Genomic DNA, 13,857 nt, shown 5'->3' on the forward strand with positions numbered 1-13,857 from the left:
GTGGGCCTCACTGTGAACGACGATCCCGAGCACCCCGGCGTCATCCAGCGCGGACTCTACTTCGAAGAATTCGATGTCGGAGCCCGCTACCTGCACCGACCCGGGCGGACGGCGACCGAGACCGACAACGTGCTGTTCTCGGCATTGACGATGAACTCCCAGCCGCTCCATCTGGATGCCGCCTGGGCCGCCGACAGCCCGTTCGGCGAACGGCTGGTGAACTCGATGTGGACGCTGGCGACGATGGTCGGTGCATCGGTGTCGCAGCTGACGCTGGGAACCCTCGTCGCGCAGCTCGCCATGACCGACATCACCTTCCCCGCTCCGCTCCGCCATGGTGACACCCTCTATACCGAAACCGAGATCCTCGACGCGCGTCGCTCTGCGTCCCGCCCGGGTCAGGGGATCGTCACCATGCGGCATACGGGGAGGAATCAGGACGGCGTGACGGTCGCCTCCGCCACCCGGGTCGCCCTGATGTGGTGCCGGGATGCCGCAGGCGCGAGGGTGAGCGACGACTCCGAGACCGCAGAGGAGGTGTGAGGAGGATGCTGCCCGCTCCGGCTCTCCTGTTCTGCCCGGCCGACCGCCCCGAACGGTTCGGCAAGGCGCTCGAGCGCGCCGACGCCGTCATCCTCGATCTGGAGGACGCCGTCGGCGCCGATCGCAAGACCGCCGCGCGTGGCGCCGTGATCGACGCCGACCTCGACCCGTCCCGGGTCATCGTGCGGGTGAACCCGGTGGGCACCGAGGCCTTCGCCGCCGACATGGCGACCCTGTCGCAGACCGACTTCCGCACCGTGATGCTCGCCAAAGCCGAAAGCGCCAAGGCGCTGCGCGCCATCGACCGGCGGTTCTCGATCGTCGCCCTGTGCGAGACGGCCGGCGGTGTGGCCGCCGCGGAGAAGCTCGCCGCCCATGACCAGGTGGTCGGTCTCATGTGGGGCGCGGAGGACCTCGTCGCCAGCCTCGGCGGCACATCCAGTCGCAAGCCCAGCGGTCGCTACCGCGACGTCGCCCGGTACGCGCGGGCGCGCGTGCTGCTGGCGGCGGGCGCCCAGGGCAAGGCGGCCGTCGACGCGGTGCACCTGGACATCGCAGACGTGAAGGGACTCGCGCGGGAGGCCGCCGACGCAGCGGCCTCGGGGTTCGCCGCCACCGCCTGCATCCACCCCTCCCAGGTACCCGTCATCCGCCGGGCGTACCGGCCCGATGACGCGACGATCGCGTGGGCCCGAGGCCTCCTCGCCGCCGCCGAGGATCGGCCCGGGGTGTTCACCCACGAGGGGCGCATGGTCGACGAGCCGGTCCTCCGGCACGCCCGCTCGGTGATGGACCGCGCCACCCTCACCGGGTGAGGTCGACCGGCAGCATCAGCCGGAGTGAGCCACGCTCGATATCGAAGCGGTGCAGCGAGCCGTTCGGCAGGCGGACGCCGGGTTCGGGCAGACGGTCCTGGGTGGCGTGTCCGATGACCTCGCGGATGAGCGCTCCGTGCGCGACCGCGATGAGCGGGGGGATGGTCCCGTCGACGCTCGCGTCCTGCCGCACACGCAGAAGCGCGTCGATCGCCCGGGCGCGGAGATCCGCTCGCGTCTCGGCACCCGGGACGTCGGCGATGTGCCAGTGACCCCAGCGGCGCTGGAACTCCGCGGTGACGAGTCCCTCGGCCTCCCCGTACGCGCGCTCGCGGAGGCCCGGGTATCGGCGCGGCGTGCCGAGACCCAGGGCCGCGGCGATGATGTCGGCTGTCTCGGACGCCCGCTGCAGATCGCTGGAGACGATGACGGCGTCCTCCGCGGCATCCCTCCCGGCGTCCGGAATCGTGCCGGTGAGCTCTGCACGCAGCCGGTCCGCCGCCTCACGGGCCTGCGCGCGGCCGGTGTCGTTCAGAGGGATGTCGGTGAGCCCCTGAATGCGACCGGCGCGGTTCCAGTCGGTCTCGCCGTGGCGGACCAGGATCAGTGAGCTCACCGGAAGAGCGTACCGGGACCCGGCCGACGGTCCGCCGTCAGCGGGTGTCGGGCACCGGAAGGTTGTCGGCGAGGAAACGCAGGACCGGCGAGGTGCCGGCGTCGATCTTCACCGTGGCGCGCGCATCGCCGCGCGTCTGCCCCCGATTGACGATGACCACGGGAAGTCTTCGGCGACGGGCGCGCTCGAGCAGACGGATGCCGGAATTGACCACCAGCGATGACCCGGCGATCACGAGGGCATCGGCCGTGCGCACGATCTGCTCGGCCTCGCGGAACTTCTCTGCCGGGACGAACTCGCCGAAGAACACGACATCTGGTTTCAGCATGCCGCCGCACACCGTGCAGTCGGGAAGGATGAAACCGTCGGTGGCCGAGGGCACGACATCCCCGTCGGGCCCGAGGGGCACCGCGTCCGGGACGGTCAGCCACGGGTTGTCGCGCTCGACGCGGACAGCGAGGTCACGGCGGTCGAAGACCTGGCCGCAGTGCGTGCAGAAGACGCGACGCATCGTGCCGTGCAGCTCGACGACACGGCGGCTGCCCGCGCGCACATGCAGACCGTCGACGTTCTGAGTGATCACCCCCGCGGCGATGCCGCGGTGCTCGAGGTCGGCGATCGCCCCATGACCGGCATTCGGGCTCGCCGCGGCGAATGCCCGCCATCCGAGATGGGAACCCACCCAGTAACGGCGACGGGCGGCGGCGTCGCCGAGGAACTGCTGCGCCGTCATCGGTGTGCGCACGGGGGCGCCTTCGCCGCGGTAGTCGGGGATCCCCGAATCGGTCGACACGCCGGCGCCGGTGAGGATCGCCAGGCGCCGGCCCCGCAGCACCTCCAGCGCCTCGGAGACGGCCGGAGTCTGAGAGCTCACATCGGTCGTGACGGTCACAGCCACCTCCTTCGCCGGGTGTAGGTCGCCGGGCGCAGGTGACCGAGTCTAGGCCCGTCGCTTTTCAGTGATGTTACGAGACGCCCGGGTGCCAGAGTGGTCGGATGCAGCTGCACGAGATCGACGATCCGGACGACGATCGCCTGTCGGACTACCGAGACCTCACCGACGTAGCTCTCCGACGGGTCCGGGAACCCGATGAGGGGCTCTACATCGCGGAGTCGGCGAAGGTGATCGCCCGCGCGCTGGCGGCGGGGCATCGGCCGAGGTCGATCCTGGTGCAGCGCAAATGGGTCGACGACGTCACGCCGCTTGTGGCCCAGGCGCCCGGGGTCGACGTGTTCGTGGTCCCGCCGGCCGTCGCCGAGGCCCTCACCGGCTATGCCGTGCACCGAGGGGCTCTTGCGGCCATGCACCGCCCGGCCCTCCGCAGCGTGGCCGACACCGTTGCGGGGGCGCGGACCGTGGTGGTCCTCGAGGACATCGTCGACCACACCAATGTCGGCGCCGTCTTCCGCAATGCCGCCGGGCTCGGCGCCGACGCGGTCCTGGTCTCACCGCGATGCGCCGACCCGTTGTACCGCCGGAGCGTCCGGGTGTCGATGGGGACCGTCTTCCAGGTGCCGTGGACGCGACTGGCCGACCAGCGTTCCAGCGCCGCCGAGCTGGCATCGGCCGGCTTCCACGTCGCCGCCCTCGCCCTCGCCGGGGATGCGGTCCCCCTCGACGGCTTCGCCCGCGATCGGCCGGATCGGGTGGCCCTGCTCCTCGGCAGCGAGGGACACGGTCTGTCGGGCCGGAGTCTCGCCGACGCCGACTCGGTGGTCACCATCCCGATGGCCGGGGGCGTCGATTCGCTCAACGTCGCCGCCGCGAGCGCGGTGGCCCTGTGGGCACTCACGCGCGAGGGGCGGTGACGCCGGTCAGGAGTCGTCCGTCGACCGGATGATCGGAAGCGGCTCCGGGCGCTTGGGGGTCACTGCGTCACCGGAAGACTGCTGCCGGAGTCGCCGCAGCACCCACGGCACGAGGTACTCCCGCGCCCAGACCAGGTCGTTCGACCTGGCCTGACGCCAGGTGCGCACCGGCAGGGGGTCGGGTGCCATCGGGTGGAGGTCGTTGGGCACGGCGAGGGTGCGCAGCACCATCCTGGCCACCTCGTGATGACCGAGCGAGTTGTAGTGGAGCCTGTCGTCGTCGAAGAAGCGCATGTCCTGCACCTCCTTCAGGGCCCATTGGTCGGCGACGATGCAGTCGTACTGCTCCGCGATGGCGCGGATGTTCTCGTTGTAGATGGCGACTTTGCCGCGGATCCCGCGGAAGACCGGGGTGAAATTCGTGTCGATGCCGGTGAAGACCACGAGCGTCGCACCGGAGGCGGACAGGCGCACGACGGCGTCGTGGAAGATGTCGGCCACCACATCGGGGTCCGAGCCCGGACGGATCACGTCATTGCCGCCGGCGGAGAAGGTGACCAGATCAGGCTTGAGATCGAGGGCCGGTTCGACCTGCTCGTCGACGATCTGACGGATCAGTCGACCCCGGATCGCGAGGTTGGCGTACGAGAAATCGGGCACCTGACGCGAGAGCACCTCCGCCACTCGGTCGGCCCAGCCGCGGTGACCGCCCGGCGAATCGGGCTCGGGGTCGCCGATGCCCTCGGTGAATGAGTCGCCCAGAGCGACGAACCGCCGCCAGGGGTGCAGTTCGTGGTTCGCGGCGTACGGACTCGGGTGGTCGGGGGTGGTCGACATGGCGCTTCCTCGGCTCGTGGCTTGTGTCGAGGGTAGCGTCCGGGGCGTCGTCTATCGTGGTGACTCGTCGTGTTCGGGAAGGGGGGGATGTGGACGAGGCCGCTCTGACCGACACCGCCGGCGAGACCGACATCCATCTCGGCAGCTTCGCCGCCGAGCACCTGTCGCCGACCTGGCCGCAGCGGGCGCCGTGGGGCACCGCGCAGCGGCTGCGCGCCTGGCAGGCCGAGGCGCTGGACCTCTACTTCTCGCTCGACGGTCCCGACGGCCCGGGCTCCGGACCGCGCGACTTCCTCGCGGCTGCCACCCCGGGCGCCGGGAAGACGACCTTCGCGCTGCGACTGGCGACCGAGCTGCTCCGGCGGCACGTCGTCGACCGCGTGGTCGTGGTGGCCCCCACCGAGCACCTGAAGTCGCAGTGGGCCGACGCGGCGGCGCGCGTCTCGCTGCGCCTGGATCCTGCATTCAGCAATCGATTCGTCGCACCGTCCCGCCAGTACCACGGGGTCGCGGTGACGTACGCGCAGGTCGCGGTGAAACCCTCGGTGCATCAGCATCTGACCGACGCGGCGCGCACCCTCGTCATCCTCGACGAGGTCCACCACGGCGGCGACGCCCTCAGCTGGGGTGACGCGCTCAGGGAGGCCTACGGTCGGGCGACACGCAGGCTGCTGCTGTCGGGGACCCCTTTCCGCAGCGACACCGCACCCATTCCCTTCGTGGAGTACCACCCCGACGACAAGGGCATCAGGATCTCCCGGACCGACTACGCCTACGGCTATCGGCGGGCGCTGGAGGACGGGGTCGTGCGCCCTGTCATCTTCCTCGTCTACGCCGGGCAGATGCGGTGGCGGACCAAGACGGGCGATGAGATGGAGGCCCAGCTCGGTCAGGACAACACCAAGGACATCACCTCGCAGGCGTGGCGCACGGCGCTCGACCCCGAGGGCGACTGGATCCCCGCCGTGCTCCGGTCCGCCGATCGCCGCCTGAGCGAAGTGCGCGAGCAGGTGCCCGATGCCGGCGGTCTCGTGATCGCGACCGACCAGACCGCGGCGCGGGCGTACGCCGCGATCCTCGAGGGGATCAGCGGCGAGCGACCCACCGTGGTGCTCTCCGACGAGGCGGAGGCGTCGTCGCGGATCGAGTCGTTCTCGGCAGGGACGTCGCGATGGATGGTCGCGGTACGGATGGTGTCCGAAGGCGTCGACGTTCCTCGCCTGGCCGTGGGTGTCTACGCCACCTCGGCATCCACCCCGCTGTTCTTCGCCCAGGCGATCGGACGATTCGTGCGGGCTCGGCGTCGCGGCGAGACCGCGAGTGTGTTCCTCCCGAACGTCCCGCAGCTGCTGGCGCTCGCTCACGAGCTCGAGCGTCAGCGCGATCACGCCCTTGACCGAGACAGCGACGGCGATGACGAGTGGAACGCCGAAGAAGATCTGATGGACGCCGCGGAACGCCAGGAGAAGGCCTCCGACGCGCTGACGCAGGAGTTCACCTTCCAGGCGCTCGGATCGGCCGCTCATTTCGACCGGGTCATGTTCGACGGCCGGGAGTTCGGTCAGCTCGCCGTCCCCGGAACGCCGGAGGAGGAGGAGTTCCTCGGGCTCCCGGGTCTCCTCGAACCCGAGCACGTCCACGAGCTTCTGCTGCAGCGTCAGGCGCGCCAGAGCCGTCACCGCAAGGTTCGCGAAGCAGCCGCCACCACCGCATCCGAATCCCCGGCGCCCGCGCCGCCCGCGGCCCTTCACCGCACCCTGAAGGAACAGCGGCAGCTCCTCAACAGCCTGGTGGGGCTCTACGCCCGGCAGAGCGGCGAGCCGCACGGTGCCGTCCACGCCGAGCTCCGGCGCATCTGCGGCGGCCCTGCGGTCTCGCACGCCACGGTGGCGCAGCTGCAGGCGCGGATCGACGTACTGCGCGCCCGCGTCCGGTCCTGAGCGGGTGCCGGTTCGGTCGTCCGAAATGCTGGCAATCCGCGTCCCGGTGAGAGTTCGGGCGGCGCCGGTGGCTAGCGTGGAGATGCTTCCGCCCCCTGAAACGAGGTCGATTCCGCGTGCCCGTCGACGCCCCAGTCTCCCCGCCTCCGATCAACGCCCGCGACCGTCGCCGTTGGGCGCAGTACCTCGTCGACGAACGCGCCGAGGCGCGCGTCTACCGCGAGGCTCGCCGGCCGTCGTGAGGGGGAGGAGCGCGACATCCTCCTCGCTCTCGCCGAGGCGGAGGGGCGGCATGAGGCCCACTGGCTGGAGATGCTCGGCGGTGAGCCCGACCGGCTGCCACGCCCAGATCTGCGCACGCGCGTGCTCGCACTGCTGGCACGGCGCTTCGGCTCGATCTTCGTCCTCGCCCTCGCCCAGCGCGCCGAGGCACGATCGCCCTACGAGGCCGAACCCTTCGCCTCGCCCTCGATGGCGGCCGACGAACGCATCCATCAGGAGGTCGTGCGGGGTCTTGCAGCCCGGGGCCGTCGACGTCTGTCGGGATCGTTCCGCGCCGCCGTGTTCGGCGCCAACGATGGACTCGTCTCCAACATGGCCCTGGTCATGGGGATCGGCGCCACCGGTGTGGCGCCCTCGTTCGTCCTCTTCAGCGGGGTTGCAGGACTGCTGGCGGGTGCGCTGTCGATGGGCGCGGGGGAGTTCGTCTCGGTGCGCTCGCAGCGCGAGCTACTCGCGGCCACCGAGCCGAACAACGACGCTGACCACGTCCTCCCCGACCTCGAACTGGACGCCAACGAGCTGGCGCTGGTCTACCGCACTCGGGGGATGTCCGAGGCCGATGCCGCCACCAGAGCGCGATCGGTCGTCGGCGCAGCGCGCGAAGCCGATCGGAGTATCCCCTTCCGGCTGGCCGACGAGTACTCCGAAGCGCACGATGTCATCGGTCGCGACTGGGGTGCGGCGCTGTCGAGCTTCCTCTTCTTCGCCTCGGGTGCGGTCATCCCCCTCCTGCCGTGGATGCTCGGGCTGTCGGGGACGGTCGCCATGGTTGCGGCGCTGGTCCTCGTCGGCATCGCGCTCCTGGCCACGGGAGCGATGGTCGGACTGCTCTCGGGCGGTCCGCCGTTACGCCGCGCACTGCGACAGCTCGCGATCGGCTACGCGGCCGCGGCGGTCACATATGTGCTCGGACTCGCTTTCGGCGTCGCCGTGGCATGACGGGCGGAACAGAAAAACCCCCGGCCGGCCGGGGGTTTTTCTTCCTGTGCGCGAGGGGGGACTTGAACCCCCACGCCCTATACGGGCACTAGCACCTCAAGCTAGCGCGTCTACCTATTCCGCCACCCGCGCATGGGTGTTTCGGTCGTGCAACCGAGGATCGACACTATCACGTCCGCGGGGTCGCTCGTGCGCACGGGCGGCGGGGTGTCAACCGCGACGCGCGTCGGATCGGCCCGCGATTCGCCGACACCACGGACGGGTAGGTTAGTCCGCATGTCGACGCCCGGATCCGATCTCCCCGAAGCCGCCCGCATCGCTCAGGACCTCATCCGGTTCGACACCACCAACTTCGGAGGCGGTCGATCCCACGGCGAGCGCGAAGCTGCCGAGTACGTCGGTGCCTTCCTGCAGTCGCTGGGACTGGAGCCGGAGTACTACGAACCCATCGCTCGGCGCACCAACGTGATGGCCCGCGTGCCGGGCCGCAACCCCGATCGACCGGCCCTCGTCCTGCACGGCCACCTCGATGTCGTTCCCGCCGTGGCGGAGGATTGGAGCGTCGACCCGTTCGGCGGCGACGTGCGCGACGGCATGCTCTGGGGTCGCGGAGCGGTCGACATGAAGGACATGGATGCGATGATCCTCGCCTCCGTCGCCGACATGCTCCGGTCGGGGGAGAGGCCGGACCGCGACCTCGTCCTGGTGTTCTTCGCCGACGAGGAGAACGGCGGCATCGAAGGGTCCCAGCTCGTGGTCCGCGACCGTCCCGAGTGGTTCGCCGGCGCGACGGAGGCCATCAGCGAGGTCGGCGGCTACTCCATCAGCGTTGCGGACCGTCGCGCGTACCTGTTGCAGGTGGGGGAGAAGGCGCTCGTCTGGATCCGGCTCGTGGCGCGGGGGCGGGCCGCCCACGGCAGCAGCTTCCACCCCGACAACGCCGTCACCCGCCTCGCCGAAGCGGTGGCCGCCCTCGGTCGCACCGCGTGGCCGGTGACGCTGACCGACACGACGACGCAGCTCGTGGCCGCCCTGGGTGAGCTCTCCGGCCGCGCCGGCGACGACCCCGACGAACTCGCCGCCGAGGCCGGCCCCGCAGCGGGTTTTCTCCGCGCGACGCTGCGGACGACCACCAACCCGACCGGGTTGACCGCGGGATACAAGCACAACGTCATCCCCGATCGCGCGGAGGCGCTCATCGACGTCCGTGTCCTCCCGGGCACCGAAGATGCCGCTCTGAACGACATCCGCCGCATCATCGGCGACGACGTCGAGGTAGAGGTGGTGCACCGCGACATCGGACTCGAGGTGCCCTTCGCAGGCGACCTCGTCGATGCGATGGTGCGAGCGCTGGGTGTGCACGATCCGGGAACCCCCGTCATCCCGTACCTCATGGGCGGCGGTACCGACAACAAGGCCCTGGCGGAGCTCGGAATCGCGGGGTACGGATTCGCACCGCTGCGCCTCCCCGCCGATCTGGACTTCACCGGCATGTTCCACGGCGTCGACGAGCGGGTGCCGATCGCGGCGCTCGAGTTCGGTCAGCGAGTGCTCACCGACCTGCTGCGCACCTGCTGACGCGGCGTCGCCACTCCTCCCCGTTCACCGAAAGGCGCACATGCAGCTCATCGAGGCGATCTTCCTCGGCATCGTCCAGGGCCTCACCGAATTCCTCCCGGTCTCCTCCAGCGCGCACCTGCGCATCGTGGGGGAGTTCCTGCCGTCGGCGGAGGATCCCGGCGCGACCTTCACCGCGATCACCCAGATCGGCACCGAAGCGGCGGTCCTGCTGTACTTCTGGAAGACCATCGTCCGGATCATCTCGCGGTGGGCGCAGTCACTGGCGGGGCGGGTGCCCAGAAACGATCCCGATGCCCGCATGGGGTGGCTGATCATCATCGGCACCATCCCGATCGGCGTCCTCGGGTTCCTGCTGCAGGATGTCATCCGCGACACGTTCCGCAACCTCTGGCTCGTGGCGATCGTGCTCATCGTCTTCGGACTGCTCCTCGGCGCCGCAGACCGCTGGGGCGCGCGTCGGCGCGAGCTGAGCGACCTGACCTATCCGCACGGCCTCGCCCTCGGCTTCGCCCAGGCGCTCGCCCTCGTTCCCGGTGTGTCGCGCTCGGGTGCGACCACCACGCTCGGCCTCGCCCTCGGCTACACCCGCCCCGCCGCTGCCGAGTACGCCTTCCTGCTCGCCGTGCCCGCCGTGTTCGGCAGCGGGTTCTACGAGCTGCTGCAGAGCTTCGAAGAGCCCGGTGGGCCGTACAGCCAGCTCGACACGGCGGCGGCGACGGTCGTGGCCTTCGGTGTCGGCCTCGCGGTCATCGCGTTCCTGATGCGCTACCTCCAGCGCGGCAGCTTCCTGCCGTTCGTCATCTACCGATTGGCGCTGGGCGTGCTGCTCATCGTGCTGCTGTCGGTGGGGGTTCTCCAGCCCTACTGATCGAGAACGTCGGGGTCGGTCAGGACCGACGGGGGTCGTCCCGCCCGGGCTTGGTCGGACCGTCGCCGCGGCGACGCAGGTAACGCTCGAACTCCTGGGCGATGGCGTCGCCGGAGGCTTCGGGCGAATCCCACGTGTCGCGGGTCCGCTCGAGCTGGCGGATGTACTCGGTCATCTCCTCGTCGTCCGCGGCAGCGGCGTCGATCGACGCCTCCCACGCCGCTGCCTCGGTGGACAGGTCGCCGCGCGGCACCTGCGCGCCGGTGAGGTCCTCGAGGCGATCCAGCAGCGCCAGTGTCGCCTTCGGCGATGGGGTGTGTCCCGCGACGTAGTGGGGCACGCTGGCCCAGAGGCTCGCCGTGGGGATGCCGGCGGCCTCGGCTGAGTGCGCGAGCACGCTGAGGATGCCGACCGGCCCCTCGTACGTGCTCTTCTCCAGGTCGAGGGACTGACGCAGCTGGTCGTTGTCGCTGCCGGCGAACACCGAGATCGGACGGGTGTGCGGGACATCCGACATCATCGAGCCGAGGGCGACGAAGCCGGTGATGTCCTCGCGGAGGGCCGCGTCGATGATCTCGGAGGCGAATGCCTGCCAGGCACGCGCCGGCTCGACGCCGGTGAGGAGCCACAGCTGCGTACCGCGGGTCTGGCGGATCGGTCGGAGCAGAGTCGTCTCCGGCCAGGAGAGGTTCCGCCGTCCTTCGCCGTCGATCGAGACCTGGGGCCGGGTGTACTGATAGTCGAAGTACAGCTCCGGGTCGACGGAGAAGACCGGTTCATAGCCGTCCGTCCCGCGGATCTGCGCCAGAGCCGACGACGCGGCCTCTCCCGCGTCGTTCCAGCCGTCGAACGCCGCGACGATCACCCTGCGTCCCAGACCCTCCACAGGACCTCCCTCGGCCCGCCGGCGCGGGCTGCTACCCAGGATAGGCGTCGCGCGGGTCGGACGGGGGCGCCGGGTAGCCTTGACCGGTGCAATCCCCCTCTCTCGCCGCCGTCCTGTGGGACATGGACGGCACACTTGTCGACACCGAGCCCTACTGGATGGCCGCAGAGACTCCGCTGGTCGAAGGCTTCGGCGGGACCTGGTCCCACGAGCAGGCGCTGAGCCTGGTGGGTCTGGGACTGGAGGATTCGGCGCGCATCTTCCAGAACGCCGGCGTGAGGATGGGGATCGGCGAGATCATCGACCACCTCACCGACGAGGTCATGCGACAGCTCGCCGTCACCGGCGTGCCGTTCCGCCCCGGCGCCAGGGAACTGCTGCGCGATCTGAGGGACAGCGGCGTCAAGACGGCGCTGGTGACGATGTCCATGCGCAGGATGGCGACCACCGTGGTCGACCTCATCGACTTCGAGGCGTTCGACGTCGTCATCGCCGGTGACGATGCGACCCGCCCCAAGCCGTTCCCCGATCCGTACCTGCAGGCCTGCGACCTCCTCGGCGTCGCACCGTCGGACACCGTCGCGATCGAGGATTCGCCCAACGGACTGCGCTCCGCCGTCGCATCGGGAGCGTCCGTGATCGGAGTGCCGCTGATGGTCTCCCTCGCCGGGGCGGGCGCGCACGCGATCTGGGAGAGCCTGGAGGGGCGCACCACGGCGGACCTGCAGGCGTTCCACGCTGCCCGCATCGCCCGCGAGGGGGCCCGCGCGTGAGCGGCCGGTGGAGCGGACCGTTCCGCGTGGGCGAGAGGGTGCAGCTGACCGGGCCCAAGGGACGACTGCACACCGTCACCCTCCGCGAGGACGGAGAGCTGCACACGCACCACGGCGTCCTCGCCCATCGCGACATCATCGGCATCCCCGACGGATCCGTGGTCGTCGGCAGCGGCGGGCACGAATACCTCGCTCTGCGGCCGCTGCTGCGTGATTTCGTCATGTCCATGCCGCGCGGCGCGGCGATCGTCTACCCGAAGGACGCCGCGCAGATCGTCGCGGACGCCGACATCTTCCCCGGTGCCACCGTCGTCGAGGCCGGCGTCGGCTCGGGCGCGCTGGCGCTGTGGCTCCTGCGCGCGATCGGCCCGGAGGGACGGCTCGTCTCCTTCGAACGCCGGGAGGACTTCGCCGAGGTCGCGCGTGCGAACGTCGCGACCTTCCTCGGTGAGGAGCCGCCCGCGTGGCAGGTGGTCGTGGGCGATCTCATCGATGAGCTCCCGCAGACCCTGGAGGACGGCACGGTCGACCGTGTCGTCCTCGACATGCTCGCGCCATGGGACTGCATCGACGTGGTGGCCGATGCACTCGTCCCCGGCGGCGTCGTCATCTGCTACGTCGCCACCGCCACGCAGCTGAGCCGGGTGGCGGAGTACATCCGCGGCACCGGACTGTTCACCGACCCGGAGGCCAACGAGACGATGGTGCGCGGCTGGCACGTGGAGGGGCTCGCCGTGCGCCCCGATCACCGCATGGTCGCTCACACCGGCTTCCTGCTCACCGCCCGCCGCCTGGCGCCGGGTGCCGTGCTCCCTGAGCGCAAGCGTCGTGCGTCGAAGTCGAGCTACGGCGACGAAGACGTCGAGCTGTGGACCCCGGGCGCGGTCGGCGACCGCGAGATCACCGACAAGAATCTGCGCAAACGCGTCCGCGAGGCACAGCGTGCGGCTGATGCCCGCACAGGGGGCGCCCAGGGGTCCGCCTAAACTAGCCGGGTGCGAAAACTCCCCGCTCTGCTCGCCGTCGTCGGCCTGTCCGCGCTGACCCTGGTCGGATGCACCAGCGTCCCGGCTGCGGGATGCGACCGGCCCGCGTCATCCGGATCCTCTCTCGACTCCCTCGTCACTGTCGACGGTGACCGGGGAAGTGCCCCCGATGTGGGCTCTACACGCCCTTCCAGGTCCGCTCGACCTCCCACGCCGACCTCGAGGCCGGTGACGGAACGGCGCTGACCACCACGGAGCAGGCGGCGCTGCTCGATGTGACGATCGTCAGCGGCGAGACCGGCGAGGTGCTCATCCAGACCCCCTACGACGACGACATCGCCCGCGTGGCGCCGATGTCGCAGTGGTACACCCCGATCCCGGCTCTGGAGGGCGCGCTGGAATGCGCGACGGAGGGGTCGCGCGTGGTCGTCGGCCTCGCGCCCGGCGACATCCTGCCCGAAGCGGCGGCCAGCATCGGATTGGCCGAGGACGAGTCTGCCGTCGCCGTCGTCGACGTGCGCAAGGCGTACCTTCCCCGGGCTGCGGGGGCGATGCAGTTCAACGCCGGTTTCAACCTTCCCTCCGTCGTGCGCGCCGCCGACGGCACGCCCGGCGTGATCGTCCCGGATGCCGCTGCTCCCAGCGACCTCGTCGTGGAGACCCTCATCCGCGGTGACGGCCCCGAGGTGACCGGCGACGTCCCGGTGCGCGTCGCCTACACCGGCGTGCTGTGGGACGACAAGACGGTGTTCGATTCGTCGTGGGGGCAGGCGCCGGTGTCGTTCGAGCTCGGAGACGTCGTCCCCGGTTTCGCGGCGGGCCTGGAGGGCCAGACGGTCGGATCCCAGGTGATGATCGTCGTACCGCCGGATCAGGGGTACGGCGATGCGGGTCAGGGGAGCATCCCCGGTGGGGCGACCCTGGTGTTCGTCGTCGACATCCTCGGAGTCGACGAGATCTCCTGATCTCCGCGCCTTCCGGA

13 protein-coding genes, 1 tRNA gene and 1 pseudogene are annotated in these 13,857 nt (G+C 70.5%); 10 read left to right on the forward strand and 5 right to left on the reverse strand.

Annotated elements, in window-relative coordinates; translation table 11 throughout:
• Positions 1-12: 12 nt before the first annotated feature.
• Positions 13-543, forward strand: coding sequence for a MaoC family dehydratase (locus tag QSU92_RS16450; RefSeq protein WP_289263546.1), 531 nt, complete (start codon positions 13-15; stop codon positions 541-543).
• Between the two features lie 5 nt (positions 544-548).
• Positions 549-1,358: an HpcH/HpaI aldolase/citrate lyase family protein gene (locus QSU92_RS16455; RefSeq protein WP_289263548.1), complete on the forward strand. Its 810-nt coding sequence runs from the start codon at positions 549-551 to the stop codon at positions 1,356-1,358.
• On the opposite strand, the gene QSU92_RS16460 is transcribed toward QSU92_RS16455, so the two are convergent.
• Together QSU92_RS16460 and QSU92_RS16465 are read right to left on the reverse strand one after the other, a co-directional pair.
• Entirely contained in the window at positions 1,348-1,974 is a 627-nt protein-coding gene (locus QSU92_RS16460) for a histidine phosphatase family protein (protein ID WP_289263550.1), read from the reverse strand. The two genes, QSU92_RS16455 and QSU92_RS16460, sit on opposite strands and share 11 nt — an antisense overlap.
• A gap of 37 nt (positions 1,975-2,011) precedes the next feature.
• Positions 2,012-2,866, reverse strand: a complete 855-nt coding sequence (locus tag QSU92_RS16465) for a Sir2 family NAD-dependent protein deacetylase (RefSeq protein ID WP_422880395.1) — start codon at positions 2,864-2,866, stop codon at positions 2,012-2,014.
• Between the two features lie 104 nt (positions 2,867-2,970).
• Here QSU92_RS16465 and QSU92_RS16470 point away from each other — a divergent pair, with 104 nt between their 5' ends.
• Positions 2,971-3,783 (forward strand): TrmH family RNA methyltransferase, encoded by an 813-nt coding sequence (locus QSU92_RS16470; RefSeq protein WP_289263553.1) that lies wholly within the window; start codon positions 2,971-2,973, stop codon positions 3,781-3,783.
• Between the two features lie 6 nt (positions 3,784-3,789).
• On the opposite strand, the gene QSU92_RS16475 is transcribed toward QSU92_RS16470, so the two are convergent.
• Positions 3,790-4,620 carry an SGNH/GDSL hydrolase family protein gene (locus tag QSU92_RS16475; RefSeq protein WP_289263555.1) on the reverse strand — a complete coding sequence of 277 codons (831 nt, stop codon included), beginning with the start codon at positions 4,618-4,620 and terminating at the stop codon, positions 3,790-3,792.
• 131 nt (positions 4,621-4,751) lie between these two features.
• On the opposite strand from QSU92_RS16475, the gene QSU92_RS16480 reads away from it, so the two are divergent.
• Both QSU92_RS16480 and QSU92_RS16485 read left to right on the forward strand, forming a co-directional pair.
• The gene (locus tag QSU92_RS16480; protein WP_289265946.1) at positions 4,752-6,560 is read left to right on the forward strand and encodes a DEAD/DEAH box helicase; all 1,809 of its coding nucleotides are present in this window, start codon (positions 4,752-4,754) and stop codon (positions 6,558-6,560) included.
• A 116-nt stretch (positions 6,561-6,676) separates the two neighbouring features.
• Positions 6,677-7,781 (forward strand): annotated as a pseudogene (locus tag QSU92_RS16485) (VIT1/CCC1 transporter family protein).
• A gap of 47 nt (positions 7,782-7,828) precedes the next feature.
• On the opposite strand, the gene QSU92_RS16490 reads toward QSU92_RS16485, so the two are convergent.
• Positions 7,829-7,913: transfer RNA gene (locus QSU92_RS16490), tRNA-Leu, on the reverse strand.
• Between the two features lie 144 nt (positions 7,914-8,057).
• On the opposite strand from QSU92_RS16490, the gene QSU92_RS16495 reads away from it, so the two are divergent.
• Both QSU92_RS16495 and QSU92_RS16500 read left to right on the forward strand, forming a co-directional pair.
• The gene (locus QSU92_RS16495; RefSeq protein ID WP_289263557.1) at positions 8,058-9,359 is read left to right on the forward strand and encodes a M20/M25/M40 family metallo-hydrolase; all 1,302 of its coding nucleotides are present in this window, start codon (positions 8,058-8,060) and stop codon (positions 9,357-9,359) included.
• Between the two features lie 40 nt (positions 9,360-9,399).
• Positions 9,400-10,230 carry an undecaprenyl-diphosphate phosphatase gene (locus QSU92_RS16500; RefSeq protein ID WP_289263558.1) on the forward strand — a complete coding sequence of 277 codons (831 nt, stop codon included), beginning with the start codon at positions 9,400-9,402 and terminating at the stop codon, positions 10,228-10,230.
• A gap of 19 nt (positions 10,231-10,249) precedes the next feature.
• Here the strand turns inward: QSU92_RS16500 and QSU92_RS16505 are convergent, their stop codons facing one another.
• Entirely contained in the window at positions 10,250-11,116 is an 867-nt protein-coding gene (locus QSU92_RS16505) for a PAC2 family protein (protein WP_289263559.1), read from the reverse strand.
• 122 nt (positions 11,117-11,238) lie between these two features.
• On the opposite strand from QSU92_RS16505, the gene QSU92_RS16510 reads away from it, so the two are divergent.
• The 3 genes from QSU92_RS16510 to QSU92_RS16520 all read left to right on the forward strand — a co-directional run bounded on the left by QSU92_RS16510 (position 11,239) and on the right by QSU92_RS16520 (position 13,840).
• Positions 11,239-11,889: an HAD family hydrolase gene (locus tag QSU92_RS16510; protein WP_422880447.1), complete on the forward strand. Its 651-nt coding sequence runs from the start codon at positions 11,239-11,241 to the stop codon at positions 11,887-11,889.
• A complete protein-coding gene (locus QSU92_RS16515; protein ID WP_289263563.1) occupies positions 11,886-12,875 on the forward strand; it encodes a tRNA (adenine-N1)-methyltransferase in 990 nt (329 codons plus the stop codon). The genes QSU92_RS16510 and QSU92_RS16515 overlap by 4 nt, the downstream gene beginning before the upstream one ends.
• Before the next feature lie 275 nt (positions 12,876-13,150).
• Positions 13,151-13,840: an FKBP-type peptidyl-prolyl cis-trans isomerase gene (locus tag QSU92_RS16520; protein ID WP_289263565.1), complete on the forward strand. Its 690-nt coding sequence runs from the start codon at positions 13,151-13,153 to the stop codon at positions 13,838-13,840.
• Positions 13,841-13,857 lie beyond the last annotated feature (17 nt).

Source organism: Microbacterium sp. ET2, assembly GCF_030347395.1.
GTDB lineage: Bacteria > Actinomycetota > Actinomycetes > Actinomycetales > Microbacteriaceae > Microbacterium > Microbacterium albipurpureum.